Origin of the sequence: Mesoterricola silvestris (assembly GCF_030295405.1) — a bacterium.
In the GTDB taxonomy this organism is placed as follows: Bacteria; Acidobacteriota; Holophagae; order Holophagales; family Holophagaceae; genus Mesoterricola; species Mesoterricola silvestris.
The window spans coordinates 1,547,106-1,563,622 of sequence record NZ_AP027080.1 but is presented as its reverse complement, the minus strand read 5'-3'; the positions used below and the strand labels follow the sequence as shown (position 1 = coordinate 1,563,622).

Annotated in this window: 14 protein-coding genes; 10 read left to right on the top strand and 4 right to left on the bottom strand. The window is 70.8% G+C overall.

Features of this window, described 5'->3' with window-relative positions; genetic code table 11:
* Positions 1 to 16: 16 nt before the first annotated feature.
* Complete coding sequence (locus tag R2J76_RS06515; RefSeq protein ID WP_316415008.1) at positions 17 to 676, bottom strand: SDR family NAD(P)-dependent oxidoreductase; 660 nt, start codon at positions 674 to 676, stop codon at positions 17 to 19.
* Positions 676 to 1,104: a universal stress protein gene (locus R2J76_RS06510; protein WP_316415007.1), complete on the bottom strand. Its 429-nt coding sequence runs from the start codon at positions 1,102 to 1,104 to the stop codon at positions 676 to 678. The genes R2J76_RS06515 and R2J76_RS06510 overlap by 1 nt, the downstream gene beginning before the upstream one ends.
* Positions 1,105 to 1,224: 120 nt before the next feature.
* Here R2J76_RS06510 and R2J76_RS06505 point away from each other — a divergent pair, with 120 nt between their 5' ends.
* Positions 1,225 to 1,926, top strand: coding sequence for a pirin family protein (locus tag R2J76_RS06505; RefSeq protein WP_316415006.1), 702 nt, complete (start codon positions 1,225 to 1,227; stop codon positions 1,924 to 1,926).
* A 618-nt stretch (positions 1,927 to 2,544) separates the two neighbouring features.
* The gene (locus R2J76_RS06500) at positions 2,545 to 4,827 is read left to right on the top strand and encodes an ankyrin repeat domain-containing protein (RefSeq protein WP_316415005.1); all 2,283 of its coding nucleotides are present in this window, start codon (positions 2,545 to 2,547) and stop codon (positions 4,825 to 4,827) included.
* A gap of 294 nt (positions 4,828 to 5,121) precedes the next feature.
* Here the strand turns inward: R2J76_RS06500 and R2J76_RS06495 are convergent, their stop codons facing one another.
* On the bottom strand, positions 5,122 to 6,522 hold the full coding sequence (locus R2J76_RS06495; protein ID WP_316415003.1) for a replication-associated recombination protein A: 1,401 nt from the start codon (positions 6,520 to 6,522) through the stop codon (positions 5,122 to 5,124).
* Positions 6,523 to 6,592: 70 nt separating this feature from the next.
* On the opposite strand from R2J76_RS06495, the gene R2J76_RS06490 reads away from it, so the two are divergent.
* The 3 genes from R2J76_RS06490 to R2J76_RS06480 are packed head-to-tail and all read left to right on the top strand — an operon-like array spanning position 6,593 to position 9,860.
* Positions 6,593 to 8,332 carry an ArnT family glycosyltransferase gene (locus R2J76_RS06490; protein ID WP_316415002.1) on the top strand — a complete coding sequence of 580 codons (1,740 nt, stop codon included), beginning with the start codon at positions 6,593 to 6,595 and terminating at the stop codon, positions 8,330 to 8,332.
* Positions 8,329 to 8,712, top strand: a complete 384-nt coding sequence (locus tag R2J76_RS06485) for a DMT family transporter (protein ID WP_316415001.1) — start codon at positions 8,329 to 8,331, stop codon at positions 8,710 to 8,712. Before R2J76_RS06490 ends, R2J76_RS06485 begins: the two co-directional genes overlap by 4 nt.
* Positions 8,713 to 8,744: 32 nt before the next feature.
* Positions 8,745 to 9,860, top strand: coding sequence for an HD domain-containing phosphohydrolase (locus tag R2J76_RS06480; protein WP_316415000.1), 1,116 nt, complete (start codon positions 8,745 to 8,747; stop codon positions 9,858 to 9,860).
* A 432-nt stretch (positions 9,861 to 10,292) separates the two neighbouring features.
* Here R2J76_RS06480 and R2J76_RS06475 read toward each other — a convergent pair whose 3' ends face one another.
* A complete protein-coding gene (locus tag R2J76_RS06475) occupies positions 10,293 to 11,387 on the bottom strand; it encodes an NAD(P)/FAD-dependent oxidoreductase (RefSeq protein ID WP_316414999.1) in 1,095 nt (364 codons plus the stop codon).
* An 81-nt stretch (positions 11,388 to 11,468) separates the two neighbouring features.
* On the opposite strand from R2J76_RS06475, the gene R2J76_RS06470 reads away from it, so the two are divergent.
* From R2J76_RS06470 to R2J76_RS06450, 5 genes are read left to right on the top strand one after another with little or no spacing between them, the layout of a single operon-like run.
* Positions 11,469 to 12,551 (top strand): VanZ family protein, encoded by a 1,083-nt coding sequence (locus R2J76_RS06470; protein ID WP_316414998.1) that lies wholly within the window; start codon positions 11,469 to 11,471, stop codon positions 12,549 to 12,551.
* Between the two features lie 18 nt (positions 12,552 to 12,569).
* Positions 12,570 to 13,130 carry a DUF4136 domain-containing protein gene (locus R2J76_RS06465; RefSeq protein WP_316414997.1) on the top strand — a complete coding sequence of 187 codons (561 nt, stop codon included), beginning with the start codon at positions 12,570 to 12,572 and terminating at the stop codon, positions 13,128 to 13,130.
* Positions 13,131 to 13,162: 32 nt separating this feature from the next.
* Complete coding sequence (locus tag R2J76_RS06460; protein ID WP_316414996.1) at positions 13,163 to 14,596, top strand: HD domain-containing phosphohydrolase; 1,434 nt, start codon at positions 13,163 to 13,165, stop codon at positions 14,594 to 14,596.
* Positions 14,593 to 15,486, top strand: coding sequence for a response regulator (locus R2J76_RS06455; protein WP_316414995.1), 894 nt, complete (start codon positions 14,593 to 14,595; stop codon positions 15,484 to 15,486). Before R2J76_RS06460 ends, R2J76_RS06455 begins: the two co-directional genes overlap by 4 nt.
* Before the next feature lies 1 nt (position 15,487).
* Entirely contained in the window at positions 15,488 to 16,501 is a 1,014-nt protein-coding gene (locus tag R2J76_RS06450; RefSeq protein ID WP_316414994.1) for a glycoside hydrolase family 3 N-terminal domain-containing protein, read from the top strand.
* Positions 16,502 to 16,517 lie beyond the last annotated feature (16 nt).

Here is a 16,517-nt window from a genome sequence, read left to right as displayed (position 1 = left end):
ACTTGCCCGGCCGGGGCTACCAGGGGATGGGCTCGCGGTTCCGGAAAAAGCCCCCGTTGGGCCCGTCCGGGGGCAGCGTGGCCAGCCAGATGGGGGTGTCGGCGCCCTGCTCCGGGGTCCGCGTCGCCCCGGGGCCGCCCATGCGCGTGGCCACCCATCCCGGGCAGCAGGCGTTGATCTTCACGTCCCCGGAAAGCTCCCGGCCGATGGAGAGGGTGAGGGCGTCCAGGGCCGCCTTGGAGACGGAATAGGCGAAGGGGCCCGAGAGGCCCTCGCCGAAGGAGCCCCAGCCCGAGCTCAGGTTCACGATGCGCCCGTAGCCCCGGGCCAGCATCCCCGGCAGCACCCCCCGGATGAGGGCCAGGGGCCCGAAGACGTGCGCCTCGAAGGCCTGGCGCACCACCTCCGGAGCCACCTCCAGCACCTTGCCCTCGGGGCACACCCCGGCGTTGTTCACCAGCACGTCCACGGGCCCCAGGGCCGCCAGGGCCCGGGCCACGGAGACCCCATCCGCCAGATCCAGGGGCAGGCAGGTGGCCCCGGGGATCCCGGCCGCGGCGGCCTCGCCCCCGGCCACGTCCCGGCATCCCAGCACCACCTCCAGCCCCCGGGAGGCCAGCCCCTGGGCCGTGGCGAGGCCGATGCCGCGGTTGCCCCCGGTGACCAGGGCCCGCATCACCGGACCTTCCCCTGCCTCACCACCAGCACGTCGCAGGGGGCGTGCTTGACGACGCGGGCCGCGGTGGATCCGAACAGGAGCCGCTCGATGCCCGAATGCCCCACCTGGGCCACCACCAGCAGCGAATCCGCGTCGGCCAGGGCCACCAGTTCCTCGGCGGGGCTGCCCCACTTCACCTCCAGGGCCGTGCCCGGGAGATCGCCCACCCACTGCCCCAGGTGGTCCCGGGCGTGGGCTTCCATGGACTGGAGCCAGGCCGGGTCCGGCAGGGCGATCTGCGCCTCGGGCAGCATGGGCGCCGGCGGCTGCAGCACGTGCACCGCCACCAGGGGAGCCCCGAAGGTGCGGGCCCAGGCGGCGGCCTTGGCCAGGGCGGCCCGGGAGGCATCCGAGAAATCCACTCCGACGATCACCCGATGGATCATGTGGCATCTCCTGGAGACACCTCCAACATAGTCCCCGCGTCAAGCCCCTGCCAGCGAACTCGGGGGCCGGTCCTTGAAATAGATGTTTAAACATGTATACTGGTCCCGGAAGGAGGTCCCATGATCACCCTGAGACCGGCAAAGGAACGCGGGCACTTCAATTTCGGCTGGCTGGACACCTCGCACAGCTTCTCCTTCGGCGACTACCAGGACCCCGCCCACGAGCAGTTCCGGGCCCTGCGGGTCCTGAACGAGGACCGGGTGGAGCCCGGCCAGGGCTTCGGCACCCACGGGCACCGGGACATGGAGATCCTCACCTGGGTGCTTTCGGGCGCCCTGGCCCACGAGGACAGCACCGGCGGCCGCCATGCCCTGCCGCCCGGCACCGCCCAGCGCATGACCGCCGGACGGGGCATCCGCCACAGCGAATTCAACGGTTCGGACACCGAGCCCGTGCACTTCCTCCAGATCTGGGTCCTGCCCGAACGGGCCGGCCTGGCCCCGGGCTACGAGGAGAAGGCCTTCCCCCTGGAGGACCGGCGCAGCCGCCTCACGCTCCTGGCCAGCCGGGGCGGCCGGGAGGGGTCCCTGCACTGGAACCAGGACGTGGATCTGTGGACGGCGGTGCTGGAACCCGGAACGGAACGGAGCCTGGCCCTGCGGCCGGGACGCGCGGCCTGGGTGCAGGTGGCCTCGGGAGCCGTGGACCTGGACGGCGTCGCCCTGGCCGCCGGGGACGGCGCCGCGGTGACCGGGGAGACCGGCCTGCGCCTTCTCGGGGGCGAGGCGGGGGGCGAAGTGATGGTGTTCGACCTGGCGTAGAGGTCGGGATCGGCATGCCCCCCAGGGAGCGCCGGCACAACCCCGCGATTCCTTTGAATCGTGGGGTTGGCCCGGCTTGGACCCCAAGCCGTGGAAAACCGGGGGAAAAATAAAAACGCTGGGGCGCAGAGGGCTCGCTGGGGCGCTGGGAAAAGAAAACCCTCCGGCCTCCCCGACCTGCCGCTAGGCATCACCTTGCTTTTCCTTCTTTTCCCAGCGCCCCAGCGAGCCCTCTGCGCCCCAGCGTTTCATTTTTTCCCCCGTTATCCCGATCCGCCCTGGACACCCCGTGATCTTGGTAACAACTTCCCTGAGGGGAATAAATAAGCGCGGACTTCACCCGGCCGTCCGTGTTGGAATTGGGCTTCAGCTTGAAAATTTCAAACGCAATCGCCGAAAGCCCCCGATGAGCGAACCTCCCCACCCACCCCTCACCGCCCGGCAGGAGTACATCGCGAGCATTTGCGGTGCCTGCGAGCGCAATTTGTTCTGCCCAAGGGCGTACCGCGAAGGGTGCGCCTACCTCCAGGACGGGCCCAATGCCCGGCCGGGGGGACGATCCACCTGAAACCTCGGGTCGGCCCGGAGCAGTAATTATTTATTAATCCGGAGCCCCCCGTGCCCTCCCGCCGCCTCCCCGCCCTCCTCGCCGCGTCCCTCTGCCTGGTCCTTTCCGCGGAGATCCCCGTGGAGCAGGCGGCGGGGCTTTATGAGCAGACGGATCCCGGCCACCGGGAGCTCTCCCCCCTCTGGGGCATGGTCGTAGCCAGGTCCGGGATCCTGCGGAACCTGCGGTTCTTCGGGGCCTACGGGCCCGAACCCCGGACGGGGCTGCCCCGGCACCCCGGCCTCCCGGGGGACCGGGACCACCCCCAGGATCCGGTGGCGGGGGTGATCCAGTACCTCTTCCCTTCCCCGGATGGGGTCAATTTCGTCCCGAACCAGCGCACCAAGGATCCCATCGGGAACCTTTCCCGGAACCGCGAGGAGGGGTTGCGGCGGATCCTGGTCCTGCTGGAGGCCATCACGGTCCGGAAGGCCCGCATGGGGGAGGTCCCTTCCCGGGCGGTGGAGGAACTGGGCCGGGACGCGGTGCGGATCCTGGAGCCCACGGGGGTTCCGGGATCCGGCCACGACCGCATCCTGGGCGATTTCGCCTCGATGCTCGCCCGGGCCGTGCAGCAGGAGGTCGCCGACGGGGGCCGCGCCTACCCGCCCCGCATCGTGGAACTGGCGCTGCTGGGCTATGCCTGGAAGGTGGCGGACGAAGCGGGGGAGCTGTACCGCGCCTTCATGCCCCACCTGCTCCTGGGTCCGGCCCCGCCCGCCTTCCGCGCGGTGGACCCGCCGTTCATGGACAGCCAGCTGCCGGGGTTCCTGCGGCGCCTGGATGAGCAGGCCGCGGGCCTACCCACCTCCGTCCCCCCCGGCGAGATCGCCCTGTTCCTGGACGCCCACAATGCCCAGGGCCCCCTTCCGGAATTGCTCAGCTACGGCATGGCCGGGCACCACGGGGCCTCCTACCCGGATTGCGGCGAAACCAGCCTGCGCAACTTCTTCAACATCGCCTTCACCCGGCGGGGCGTCTTTTCCGAGGCCCGCTTCCAGGCCCTCCTCCAGCGCTTCCCGCCGGACGGGATCGAAAAGCTCTTGGAAATCCAGGGCTTCTACCACAGCTTTCCCCGGATCCAGGACCAGGCCTCCCAGAAGGCCCGGGACGCCTGGAGCGCCATCGTCTCCCAGGTGAACCTCCCCGGGGATCCCCTTCCGGTGGCCTACCGGGACCGCACCCACAACCTCCGGGGGGTGGAGCGGGGGCCGGAGAACCTCCTGAACCTCGTCGCCCACCTCATTCCCGACCCCGTCCTGAACCTCCCCTGGCCGGAAAGCAAGGCGCCGCACCTGGACCGGGAGCTGGCCCTCTGGAGGCATGCGGCCCTGGGCAAGGTCCAGCGCCTCTGCGAGCTGGTTTCCCAGAAGGACCGGGTCCTGGCCGTGAAGGAGACCGGGGGCGCGCGGGGGAACCCGTTCTTCCGGTCCCTGGTCTTCACCCTGGACGGGGAGGCCGCCTTCGCCTGGGAGTTCTGGCCGGGGCACTACGCCCTGCGGTCCCTGGCCGAGGACGATGGTCCGGCCGCGTGGGTGGCCCGCATGGAGATCCCGGGGGCCTACCCCCTCCTGAGGGCCTGGGCCCGCGGCCTCCAGGGCAAGCCCAGGCTGGAGGCGCCCTGGGAACTCTATGCCATGGACCTGGGCGCCTCCAGGATGGCCCTGGCCGCCATCCACGCGATCCTGCGCTCCGGTTCGGCGGATCTGCGCGCCAAGGTGCCGCTGCTGGTGGAGAAATCCGTCCCGGTGGACCCGGCGGCCTACGATCTGCTGGCGGAGGCCCTCTACAGGCACCCGGAGGAGAACCTGGACCCGCCCTGGTACCCCATCCCCTCCGTGCGCGCCCTCCCGCCGCAGGTCAAGGAAGCCATGTTCGGGTTCAACCCCGAATGGTCCGACTTCCCGGAATGGGTCCGCTTCTGGCTGGACCACGGCCTCGACCCCTCCACGGCCTCGGGCGGCGAGGGGGAGCGCATCCTCCACTGGGCCGCCCTGCGGTACGACCTGGACCTGTGCCGGCGGGCGCTGCGCGCGGGGGCGAAGGTGAACCTCACGGACAACCTGGGCCGCACCCCCCTCCTGGTGGCCGTGACGGAATGGCGCGAATCCCGGGATCCCCGCGGGGACCTGGACGCCATCATCCAGGCCCTCCTGGACGCCGGCGCCGACCCCGGCCTCCGGGACGCCGCCGGCGAATCGCCCCTGGGCCTGGCCCGGAAGTACCAGCTCACGGACCTCCTGTCCCGTTTCGAGCGTCCCCCCGCCGAACGGAAAAACGAAGCCATCAGATAGTCATTCCACAGCCGGGAACAACCTGAGTTCGACAGCTCATCCCCTTCATCCTGTTCATCCGATTCATCCCTGTTCCCGCAGGGCCAGAACTGGGATGGGTCGGCGCATGCGGATCCACGACGCGCCGCCCCAACTCATCGCTGGCCCTGCGGGAACAGGGATGAATCAGATGAACGGGATGAAGGGGATGAACATGCCTCCAAGGCAGGCGGCACGTGGATAGGAACACCAGCTTCAATCCAAGTAATGATCGTCCCGTTGGACTTAGGGTTAAAGAGACGGCGTGTATCGGAACTAGCCTTGCTCCGGCCGGGCCCGGAGGAGGCGCTCGAGCTTCCAGGAGCCCGCCATCAGGCGGGACAGGGCGCGAGCCAGGGCTTCGCGGCTGCAGTGGAGGTCCGTGGCCCAGGCGTCCAGGGGCACGTCACCCCCTTCGGGGTTGGCCTGGGCCCAGGCGGTCCAGCGTTCGTCCAGGGCCCCGGGGTCGGGTTCGGTGCGGTCCCGCCAGTTGCGTTCCTGGGGGCGGATGGGCTGGTAGAAGGGGGTTCCCCGCAGGGCCACGGGGAGGAAGGCCTGGGGGCGGTCGTAGTCGGCGTGGGAATAGAAGTAGCCCTCGCCCTTGCCGGCGGCGCGGCTCGTGGCGGTGTGGGCGTCCCCGATGGCGTCGGGCACCGGCAGGTCGGGGGCGGCCATGGCGGCGTCGATGGCCAGGACGGTGGCGTTGCTCTTGGGGGCGTTGGCCACGTAGAGCACCGCCTGGGCCACGGGGATGCGGGCCTCGGGCCAGCCGATCTGCTCGGCGGCGCGGCTCGCGGCCTCGGCGATGACGAAGGCCATGGGGTCGGCGTTGCCCACGTCCTCGGCGGCGCACACCAGGAGGCGGCGGCAGATGAAGCGCGGATCCTCCCCGCCCCGGATCATGCGCGAAAGGTAGTACAGCGCCGCGTCGGGGTCGGAGCCCCGCAGGCTCTTCTGGAAGGCGCTGGCCAGGTCGTAGTGGCCATCGGCGCGGTCGTACATGAGCCGGCCCCCCAGCGCCTCCCGGAGGCCCTCCAGGTCCGCGACGGGCATGTTCAGCCAGGTCTCCAGCCCCGCCAGGGCCGAGCGCAGGTCCCCGCCGGCCCAGCCGGAGAGCCACGCCAGGACCTCCGGGGGGGCCTCCTCCCCGGGGCGTTCCAGGGCCCAGGCCCGCTCCAGCACCCGGAGGATCTCCCCGGGCTCGATGGGCTTCAGGGGCAGCAGCTGGCAGCGGCTGCGCAGGGCGGGGTTCAGGTAGAAGGCGGGGTTCTCCGTGGTGGCCCCCACCAGGATGGCCTCGCCCCGCTCCAGGCTGGGCAGGAGGATGTCCTGCTGGGCCCGGTTGTAGCGGTGGATCTCGTCCAGGAAGAGCACGGGGGGCACGGTGCGGAACAGGGGCTGCTGGCGGTGCTCGGTGAGGAACTTCTTGAGCTCGGCGGCGGACCCCGAGGCCCCGGAGAATTCCAGGAAGGGGTGGCCCGTGGCCTGGGCCAGGAGCCGGGCCAGGGTGGTCTTGCCGGTGCCGGGGGGGCCCCAGAAGACCAGGGAGGGCAGGCGCCCCCCGGAAGTGAGCCGCGTCAGGGCGCCCCGGGGGCCCAGGAGGTGGCCCTGCCCCACCACCTCCTCCATGGATTGGGGGCGCATGCGCTCGGCTAGGGGGATGTGGTTGCCGTTCATCGGTTCCAGATTATCCCATGGGCCGCGGAAAGCCCCTGGCTTGATCCGGCCCGGCCTGGGAGGATAAGGCATGGGTGAATTTGAAAATACCGGCGATGCCTGCAGAATCCCTTCCGCGCCCGCGACCGGCAACCGGTTCCTGGCCTGGCTCTGGCGCAACCGGGTGCCCCTGCTGTTCGCCCTGGGCCTGCTGCTGATCCTGCCCATGCGGGACCTGTGGAGCCCCGACGAGCCGGACTTCGCCCAGTGCGTGCGGGAGATGCGCGAGCGCGGCTCCTGGCTGCTGCCCTACCTCAACGGGGAGCCCTATTCCGAGAAGCCCATCCTGTTCTACTGGCTCATGAAGGCCTCGGCCATCACCGGGGAGGCCCTCACCGGCGGCCGGGGCTTCACCTTCGGCATCGCGGCCTGGGCCCTGCGCCTGCCCTCGGTGCTGGCCTCCATCCTCTTCATGTTCGGGTTCCGGAAGTGGACGGCGCGGTTCCTGCAGGCCGACATGGGCGACCTTGCCGCCCTGATCCTGGCCTCGACGCCCCTCTGGCTCTGGCAGTCCCAGCTCATCCAGATCGACATGGTCTTCACGGCGCTCCTGGCCTGGGGCTGGCTGGCCTGGATCGGGGGCTACCTCCTGGTGCGGGACGAGACCAACCCCCGCTACGTGCACGAGGAGCGCACGTGGTTCATCGGGGCCTACGTCTCCCTGAGCCTGGCCTTCCTGGCCAAGGGCCCCCTGGCCCTGGTGCTCTCGGGCGCCGTGCTCCTGGCCTTCCTGGCCTGGGAGCGGGACCTGAAGGCCTTCCGGCGCACCCTGCCCGGATGGGGGCTCCTGATCCTGGTGGCCCTCATCGCGCCCTGGTACGTGGCCGCCGGACTCAAGGGGGGCGCCGCCTACGCCTACCAGATGATCGTCCACCAGAACTTCGAGCGGGCCCTGAAGGCCTGGGACCACGTCCAGCCCTTCTGGCGCTACGTGCAGTACCTGGCCGGGGACTTCTTCCCCTGGAGCCTGCTGCTGCCGGCCCTGGGCCTCTTCCTGCGGGGCACCGGGGCCCGGCGCAGCCCCCTGGCGCGCTTCCTCATCCTGGCCGCGGTGGTGCCCTTCCTGCTCCTGAGCTGCTCCCAGAGCAAGCAGGGCAAGTACATCCTCATGATCTACCCCTTCCTGGCCCTGCTGCTGGCCGCGCTCCTCCAGCCCCTTTCCGTGGAGGCCGTGGGCCCCACGCGCCTGCGGCGCCTGGGGGGGATCCTGGCCGGGGCCCTGGCCGCGCCGGGGCTGGCCCTGGGCGCCCTGGCCTTCCTGGGCGCGGGCGGCCCGAAGATCCAGGCGGAGATCCTGCCCTACCTGGGCCCCCTGCGGGTCTGCGCGGCCATCCTCCTCCTGGGGGCCCTGTCCCTCGTGGGCCGGATGCTGGCCGGGGAAGGCCGCCACGTGGTGCGGGACACGGCCGTGGCCATCGGCCTCACCTTCCTGGTGGTGGGCACCTGGGGCTTCCGCCTCCTGGACGCCCGCAAGGGCTACCGGGCCTGGACCGAGGCCGTGCAGCCCCTCATCCGGGGCCGCCGGGTCTTCTTCTGGCAGACCATCCGCAGCGGCGCCATGGTCTACACCGACCACCGCATGCCCGAACTGCGCACGGCCCGGGACCTGGAGGGCCTGGGCCCCGAGGACCGCCTGGTGTCCATGCGCCGGGAATGGGACATGGACGACTGGGGCCTGGACCGCAACCGGTTCGAGGTCCTGCTGAGGGTGCCCGTCGGCGGCGGGGAGGCCCTCCTGATCCGCAGGAAATCCGGAAAGGAATCCCAGTGAGCCCCTACGTCAAGGCCCTTCCCCTCATCCTCGCGGGCGTGCTCCTCAACGCCTTCGCCCAGATCGCCATGAAGAAGGGCCTCCAGGCCGTGGGCGGCATGACCTGGGACCTGCCCTCCCTGTTCCGCCTGGGCCTCAACCCCTGGACCCTCACCTGCCTGGGCTGCTACGCCCTCAGCGTGGTGCTGTGGGCCGGGGCCCTGAACCTGGTGGAAGTGAACTACGCCTACCCATTCCTGGCCCTGGGCTTCCTGGTCAACGCCCTCCTGAGCCAGGCGGTGCTGGGGGAGAGCATCCCCCCCCTGCGCTGGGGGGCCCTGTCCCTGATCATCCTCGGGGTGGCCCTCCAGGCCTTCACGGGGGTCGCGAAACATTCGTGAAATCCCGCCGGACCGGCTAGGATCTCTCTTGAATGAGCCCCTCCGGTCGCCCCCACGCCCTGCCCATCGACTGGCCCCTGCCCGGCCACGCGCCCAAGGACATCCGCATCCTGGTGGTGGATGACCAGGACATCGTGCGCCTGGCCGTGATGCGCACCCTGAAGAAGCACGGGTTCACGTGCTTCGAGGCCTCCGACGCCTTCAAGACGCTGGCCTTCCTGGACCGGGAGAAGGTGGACCTGGTGCTTTCGGATATCCAGATGCCGGGCATGACGGGCCTCGCCCTGGTCAAGGCCGTGGCCCACCGCATCCCCGAGATCGCCTTCGTCATGGTCAGTTCCATGGACAACACCGAAATGGCCATGGAGTGCCTGCGCCACGGCGCCTACGGGTACGTGCTCAAGCCCTTCAAGACCAACGATATCCTCATCGCCGTCGCCGCGGCGCTGCGCCGGCGCATGCTGGAGCTGGAGTACCGGGACCGGGAGGCGATCCTGGCCCGCCGGGTGGCTGAGCAGACCGTGGAGATCAAGGCCTCCCGGGACGAGGTGGCCCTGCGCCTCATTTCCGCCTCCGAGCACCGGGACAACGAGACCGGGGCCCACGTGCGGCGCATCGGCCTGTACGCCGCCGAAATGGCCCGCCTGCTGGGCTGGGACGAGGGGCGCGTCGAGACCATCCAGGCCGCCGCGCCCATGCACGACATCGGCAAGATCGGGGTGCCGGACCGCATCCTCCAGAAGGACGGCCGCCTCACGGAAGAGGAATGGATCATCATGCGGACCCACACCACCATGGGCGCCAATATCCTCAAGAATTCCACCGTCCCCTTCATCCAGATGGGCGCCCGCATCGCCGCCTGTCACCACGAGCGCTGGGACGGCACCGGCTACCCCCTTGGGCTCAAGGGCGAGGCGATCCCCATCGAGGCGCGCATCACCTGCCTCGTGGACGTGTACGACGCCCTCATCCACCGCCGGGTGTACAAGATGCCCTGGACCGAGCCCGAAGTCCTGGCCTACATCCGGGAGAACGCCGGGGTCTTCTTCGACCCCCTGCTGACCCGGACCTTCTTCGATCACCTGCCGCGGTTCCGGGAGATCATGCTGCTCCATCCGGACCGCTTCGCGGAACCCGAACTGCCCTGAGGGCCCCGGGTCGTACGTGTCCCAGACCTTCGCCCCGGTTCGTTGCCGCGGGCCAAGCCCGCAGCAACGGAAGGCTTTCACCTCATCCATGGGCCTGTGTTGTCACCCATTGGCCCCGACCCACCTGGGGGGCTCTCTTCGCGTCTTTCGACGGGCAGGTTGATTCGCGCCAATGCTGAATAGGTCATGGGCAAGCCCAGCGTCGGCGCCCGCCGGCACCGAGGGGGGCTACGCGAAGCGGATCCACCAACCCATTGGAAGCCACCCTCCTCGCCAGGGCCCCCCAGGAGAGCCATTCCACTCCGGACTCCCCTACGCTCAGCGAAGGGAATGGGCGAAGCACAGGCCCCATGTCCCTCCCGCCATCCCCGTCATCGCCGGCTTGTCCGGCGATGACGAAACAGGGCGTACGTCCGGGACACGTACGATTACCTAGGCGCAGTGCTCCGCCAGGGCGAGGCACGCCGTGAGGCCCGGGGATTCGATGCCCAGGAGGTTCACCAGCCCCGGCACGCCGTGGTCCCCGGAGCCCTGGACGAGGAAATCCCGGGGGACCGGATCCCCGGGCCCCTGGAGCTTGGGCCGGATGCCCGCGTAGGCCGGCCGCAGGGCCCCGTCGGGCAGGCCCGGCCAGTAGCGGCGGATCTCGGCGTAGAAGGCCCCGGCCCGGGCGGGGGCCACGTCGTAGGCCTCCTCCTCCACCCATTCCACGTCCGGACCGAAGCGGGCCTGGCCGCCCAGGTCCAGGGTCAGGTGGACGCCCAGGCCGGCCGGTTCGGGCACGGGGTACACCAGCCGGGAGAAGGGGGCGGGCCCGGCCAGGGCGAAGTAGGTGCCCTTGGCCAGGAACTGGGGGGGGACGGATCCCGGACGCAGGCCCCGGATGCGGCGGGCCACCTCCGGGGCGCCCAGGCCCGCGCAGTTGAAGACCCGGGAGGCCAGGATCTCCAGGGGCTCCGCCCCGCCCACCTCCAGGCGCACGGCGCCCCCCTCGGCTTCGCCCCCCAGCACGGGACTGCGGAGCACCAGGCTGGCGCCGTGCTCCTCGGCTTCGCCCAGGAGGGCCTTCATGAGGCCGTGGGCGTCCACGATGCCCGTGGAGGGGGAATGGAGGGCCGCCAGGCAGGCCAGGCCGGGCTCGGCGGCCCGGGCCTGAGCGCCGGTGAGCAGGGCCAGGCCCGGCACCCCGTTGGCGAGGCCCCGGACCAGGAGGCCCTCCAGGGCCTCCACCTGGCCGGGCCGGGTGGCCACGATGAATTTCCCGCAGCGCCGGTGGGCCACGCCCCGGGCCCGGCACAGGGCATGGAGCGCGGCGTTGCCCTCCACGCACAGGCGGGCCTTGAGGCTTCCCGGGGCGTAGTACAGGCCCCCGTGCACCACCTCGCTGTTCCGGGAGCTGATGCCGGTGCCGAAGCGGTCCTCCCGCTCCAGGATCACCACCTCCCGGCCCCCCAGGGCCAGGCGCCGCGCCAGGGCCAGGCCCACGACGCCGGCGCCGATCACCACGCATTCGATCCGCTCGGTCATGGGGGCCTTTCGGGGATGCTGGGATTCTATCCTTTTCCCCGCGTCCTGAAAGCGTCCGGGGCCGGATGCTAGGATTGAGCCATGCGGCGCACCTGGATCTGGATCCTTCCCCTGGCCCTGGCCATCAACACCTTCTGGCTCAGCAGCCGGAGCAGCCTCCCCGTGTCCCTGCCCCATCCCCTGGACTGGCTGGCCCACGCCACGGAGTTCGCGGCACTCGCCCTGGCCATGGAGCTGGCGGCCCGGGCCACCTGGCGCGGCGCGCCCACCTACCGGCGCCACCTGGCGATCTTCCTGCTGGCCTCGGCCTACGGCCTGTCCGACGAAGTGCATCAGATCTTCGTGGCGGGGCGGGACGCCTCGGTGCTGGACTGGGCCGCGGATTCGGCCGGGGCGGTGGCGGGGCTGGCCCTTTCCTGCCTGCCGCTCCTGTGGCGGCGGTGGATGGCCGCCCTGGGCTGGCGCCGGGGCCGGGCGGAGCGGCCGGACCCCTCCCGGCCCCTGGTGCTGGTGGCCGACCCCCACTGGGGCGGGGAACTCACGGGCCTGGGGGAGGCCACCGCCCGCCTCCCGGAGGCGGACTGGCTCTTCCTGGGGGATATCTTCGATGTGTGGGTGGGGATCCCGGGCATGGAATCCCCCCAGCAGGAGGCCTTCCTGGCCTGGGTGGACGAGCGCCGGCGCCAGGGGCGCTGGGTGGGGTTCTGGCTGGGCAACCGGGAATACTTCCTGGACGGCCTTTCGGACCGCTTCGATCTCATGGGCGAGGGCATCGGGGGCGGCCTGCCCGGGGAGGCCCTGGCCTGGGAGCACGGGGACCTCATCAACGCCGCCGACGGGCGCTACCGGCTCTGGAACCTGGTCTCCCGCAGCGGGGCCATGTGGGTGGTGGCCCGGGCCCTGCCCCGCTCCACCGCCCGTTCCCTTGCCGCCCGGCTGGAGCGGTCCCTGCGCACCACGAACCGGGCCTACAAGCTGGCCTTTCCCCGGGAGGCCTTCCGGGCCGCCGCCGCGGCCCACCCGGGGCAGACCTTCATCACGGGCCACTTCCACACCCATGAAGTGGAAGGCAACGGCACCGCGCTTCCCTGGGCCCATGATGGCTCATTCATGCTCTGGGAAAACGGGAGCCTTAAACCTCTGACGCCCTTGGCGCATCCATAGACTGATCCGGAGGTCCCCATGAACCTGAAAGCCGCTCTGTTCCCCCTGGCCCTGGCGGTGCTCGCCGGTTGCACCCCCTACACCGTGAAGTACGACTACGATTCCCAGGCCCCGTACGCCTCCTTCAAGACCTGGGACTGGTACGCCGCCAGCAAGAAGGCCCAGGGCAAGTCCGACGGGGTGAGCAACCCCATCATGGACCGCCGGGTGCGGTCCGCCGTGGAGCGGGAACTGGCCGCCAAGGGGCTGAAGGTGGAGAAGACCGCCGAGCCCGACGTGCTGGTCACCTATTATCCGATCTACCGCCAGGGCACGGTGTACACCACCACGACCCTGGGCTCCCACTGGGGCTACTGGCGGCCCTGGGGCTACGGGGTGGGCACCCAGTTCACGGAGGCCCGGCGCTACCGGGAGGGAAGCATCATCCTGGAGATCGTGGACAACAAGACCAACCAGCTCATCTGGCAGGCCGTGGCCGAAGGGGCCCTCACGGGGCTCACGGACCCCGAGGACGCCGAGCAGCAGGTGTCCCAGGCGGTAAAGACGATGCTTTCCCGCTTCCCGCCCCCCCGCAAATGAAGCTTCGGGTAGGATAGGTGTCCAGGAACCCTATGGACACCTATAACATCCTGATCGTGGACGACGAATCGGACTTCCGGACCCTCCTGGTGGAGGCGCTGGAAAGCATGGGGTACCTGTGCGAGGGCGCGGAGACCGCCGAAGTGGCCCTGGACATGGCCCGCACCCGGCACTTCGCCATCATCTTCACGGACCTCAACATGCCCGGGGGCCTTTCGGGCCTGGACCTGCTGCAGGCCATCCAGGAGATCGATCCCAAGACCTTCTGCATCCTCATGACGGGCTACGCCACCACCGACAGCGCCATCCAGGCCCTCAAGAGCGGCGCCTACGACTTCATCCAGAAGCCCTTCAAGCTGGCCGAACTGGACGCCAGCCTCCAGCGGGCCCTGAACCACTACAAGGCCCTGCGCCAGAACGAGGCCTACCAGTCCGGCCTGGAAGAGCGGGTAGCCGAGCGCACGCGCGAGGTGGTGAAGCTCAAGGACGACATCGAGAAGCTCTTCGAGGGCTTCGTGCAGGCGGCGGTGTTCGCCATCGAGGCCCGGGACCCCTCCACCTCGGGCCATTCCAACCGCGTGGCCACCCTCACCGTGGGCCTTGCGGAGGCCGTGAACCGCACGCCGACGGGATCCTACGGTCCCCTCCACTTCAACGAGAACCAGGTGAAGGAGCTGCGCTACGCGAGCCTCCTGCACGACTTCGGCAAGGTGGGCGTGCGCGAGCAGGTGCTGGTCAAGGCCCGGAAGCTGGAGCCCGAGCGCCTGGAGCGCATCCTCCAGCGCATCTACCAGCGGGACCTGGAAGCCGTGGCCCGGCGCCTGGAGGAGGCCTGGAAGCGCAGCGAGGCCTACGAGGAGGGCTGCTTCGAGATCGTCATGGCCGCCCATCGCGCCGAGAGCCAGCGCATCGCGGACCTGGTGCTGCGCTGCAACGAGCCCAAGCTCCTCACCCAGGAGGTGGTGGACTCCATGGACGAACTGGAGGAGCTGAGCTTCCTCCACTGGAACGGCGCGGTCACCAAGGTGCTCGAGCCCACCGACATCGCCGCCCTGCGAATCCCCCGGGGCAGCCTCTCCAAGGCCGAGCGGGACGAGATCAACAGCCACGTGGACAAGACCTACCGGTTCCTCAAGCAGATCCCCTGGACCGGGACCCTGGCCGACGTGCCCGGCATCGCCTACGCCCACCACGAGCGCCTCAACGGCATGGGCTACCCCCGCGCCCTGAAGTCCGAGGCCATTCCGCCCCAATCCAAGCTCATGGCCATCTGCGACGTGTACGACGCCCTGGTGGCCGCGGACCGCCCCTACAAGGTGGCCGTCACGGTGCCCCGGAGCCTGGAGATCCTGGAGGACGAGGCGAGGGCGGGACTCCTGGACGGCGAGGCCCTGGGCATCTTCCTGGAGGCCCGGGTCTTCGATCTGACCATGAACCAGATCAAGGCCGAGCCGGAGCGGGCATGATCCGGGAACCGATCCTTCTGGTGGACGACGAGGAGGATCTCAGGACCTTCCTCAAGGACGCCCTCACCCACGACGGCTACCGGGTGGACGACGCCCCCGACGCCGACACGGCCCTGGCGATCCTGTCCCGCACGCACTACCCGGTTGTGCTCACCGACCTCAACATGCCCGGGGGCCCCACGGGCTTCGATCTCATCGCCGCGGTGCACGCCCGGGATCCCCGCACCCTCTGCGTGGTCATCACCGGCTACGCCTCCCTGGAGACCGCCATCCGGGCCGTGAAGTTCGGCGCCTACGACTTCGTCCAGAAACCCTTCCGCCTGGCCGAGATCGAGGCGGTGCTGGACCGCGCCCTGGACCACGCCGTGGTGGTGGGCCAGCTCCAGGACTACCAGCGCGACCTGGAAGGCCGCGTGCTGGCGCGGGTGAAGGAGAACCAGGACCTCATCGGCGAAATGGAGCTCCTCAACGCCCTCCTGGTGGCCTCCCACGGGGAGGTGCACGAGGCCCCCATCCTCCGCGCCTTCCTGGCCCACTTCCAGGACCGCTGGCACCCCGGCGGCCACATGGTCCTCCTGCCCGCGGCCGGGGACGCCTGGGAGCTGGTGGCCTGCGAGGGCCCCCGGGGCTCCAGCACCCAGGGCCTGCCCCCCCCGTCCCGCCTGGGCGAGGGCGGGGAGTGGACCTGGGAAGGGGGCTACGCCGACGGCCACCTCATTCCCCTGAGGGCCGGCGGGGTGCTGCTGGGCGCCCTCTTCGTGGGGTTCGACGAGCGCAGTTCCTTCCACCCGGAGACCCCGGCCTTCCTGCTCTGGCGGCGCCAGCTGGAGGCCGCCCTGCACGGCCTGAACCGCGCCCGCGCCCTCCTGGACGCCGCCCGGCCCCGCTGACGTGGAGCGGTCCCCGGCGCACCGCCTGCTCTGGACCGGCTTCACGGGCCTGGACGCCGTGCAGGTGCAGCCGGGCTTCCAGCCCGGGGGCGTCGTGCTCTTCGCCCGGAACCTGGACCCCCACCCCGTGGACGGCCCCGCCCGGTGCCACGCCCTCATCCGGGGGCTCCAGGAGCGCTGGGGCCCCCTGGCCGTGGCCGTGGACCAGGAGGGGGGGGCCGTGAGCCGGCTGCGGGAGTGGGTGGGCCTCACCCCGGGGCTCCGGGCGGCCTTCGAGGGCGGCGGCGCCGAGGCCTGCCGGCGCTGGGGGGGCCTGTGGGGCCGGGGGCTGCGCATGCTGGGCTTCAACGTGGACTTCGCGCCGGTGGCCGACCTCTACGATCCGGCTCCGGATTCCGCCCTGGGCGGGCGCTGCGCCAGCGCCGACCCGGAGGAGACCATCGCCGCCGCCGGCGCCTTCCTGGAAGGCCTGGAGGCCCAGGGCGTGCGGGGCTGCCTCAAGCACTTCCCCGGCCTGGGCGGCACCCGCCTGGACAGCCACGTGGGCCTGCCCGAAACCCTCGACCCCGGGGCCATCGCCGCCAACCTCGCCCCCTTCCGGGCCCTGGCCCACGCGGACCGCCTGGTCATGGTGGCCCACCTCAAGGTGCCCCGGAGCCAGGGCCTCCCCGCGAGCCTCAGCGCCCCCTGCGTGGCCGGCAACCCCTGGGGCGTGCGGGCCCGCTGGATCCCCGATGACCTGCAGATGGGCGGGGCGGAGGGATGGAGCTGGGAGGACAAGGTGCGCCACTGCCTTCTGGCGGGCCACGAGGCCCTCCTGGTGTGCCAGACCCCCGAGGCCTCCCTGGCCTGCGCCGAAGCCGCGGCCCGCATGCCCGAGACCCTCTGGGCCCCCGCCGCGGCCCGCTTCCGCGGCCTGAGGCGGCTCCTGCACTGCCATGCCGGGCCCTTCCAACCCGACGCGTGGCGGGCCTGGGTGGAGGAGGTGCGGGAGGAGGCGGGATCTATAAATTAACAATAAGGCTATCCAC

Bases quoted from the DNA above. Each gene is read 5' to 3' on its own strand.
- R2J76_RS06515 (WP_316415008.1), bottom strand. From the start codon at position 676: ATGCGGGCCCTGGTCACCGGGGGCAACCGCGGCATCGGCCTCGCCACG.
- R2J76_RS06510 (WP_316415007.1), bottom strand. From the start codon at position 1,104: ATGATCCATCGGGTGATCGTCGGAGTGGATTTCTCGGATGCCTCCCGG.
- R2J76_RS06505 (WP_316415006.1), top strand. From the start codon at position 1,225: ATGATCACCCTGAGACCGGCAAAGGAACGCGGGCACTTCAATTTCGGC.
- R2J76_RS06495 (WP_316415003.1), bottom strand. From the start codon at position 6,522: ATGAACGGCAACCACATCCCCCTAGCCGAGCGCATGCGCCCCCAATCC.
- R2J76_RS06490 (WP_316415002.1), top strand. From the start codon at position 6,593: ATGGGTGAATTTGAAAATACCGGCGATGCCTGCAGAATCCCTTCCGCG.
- R2J76_RS06480 (WP_316415000.1), top strand. From the start codon at position 8,745: ATGAGCCCCTCCGGTCGCCCCCACGCCCTGCCCATCGACTGGCCCCTG.
- R2J76_RS06475 (WP_316414999.1), bottom strand. From the start codon at position 11,387: ATGACCGAGCGGATCGAATGCGTGGTGATCGGCGCCGGCGTCGTGGGC.
- R2J76_RS06470 (WP_316414998.1), top strand. From the start codon at position 11,469: ATGCGGCGCACCTGGATCTGGATCCTTCCCCTGGCCCTGGCCATCAAC.
- R2J76_RS06465 (WP_316414997.1), top strand. From the start codon at position 12,570: ATGAACCTGAAAGCCGCTCTGTTCCCCCTGGCCCTGGCGGTGCTCGCC.
- R2J76_RS06460 (WP_316414996.1), top strand. From the start codon at position 13,163: ATGGACACCTATAACATCCTGATCGTGGACGACGAATCGGACTTCCGG.
- R2J76_RS06455 (WP_316414995.1), top strand. From the start codon at position 14,593: ATGATCCGGGAACCGATCCTTCTGGTGGACGACGAGGAGGATCTCAGG.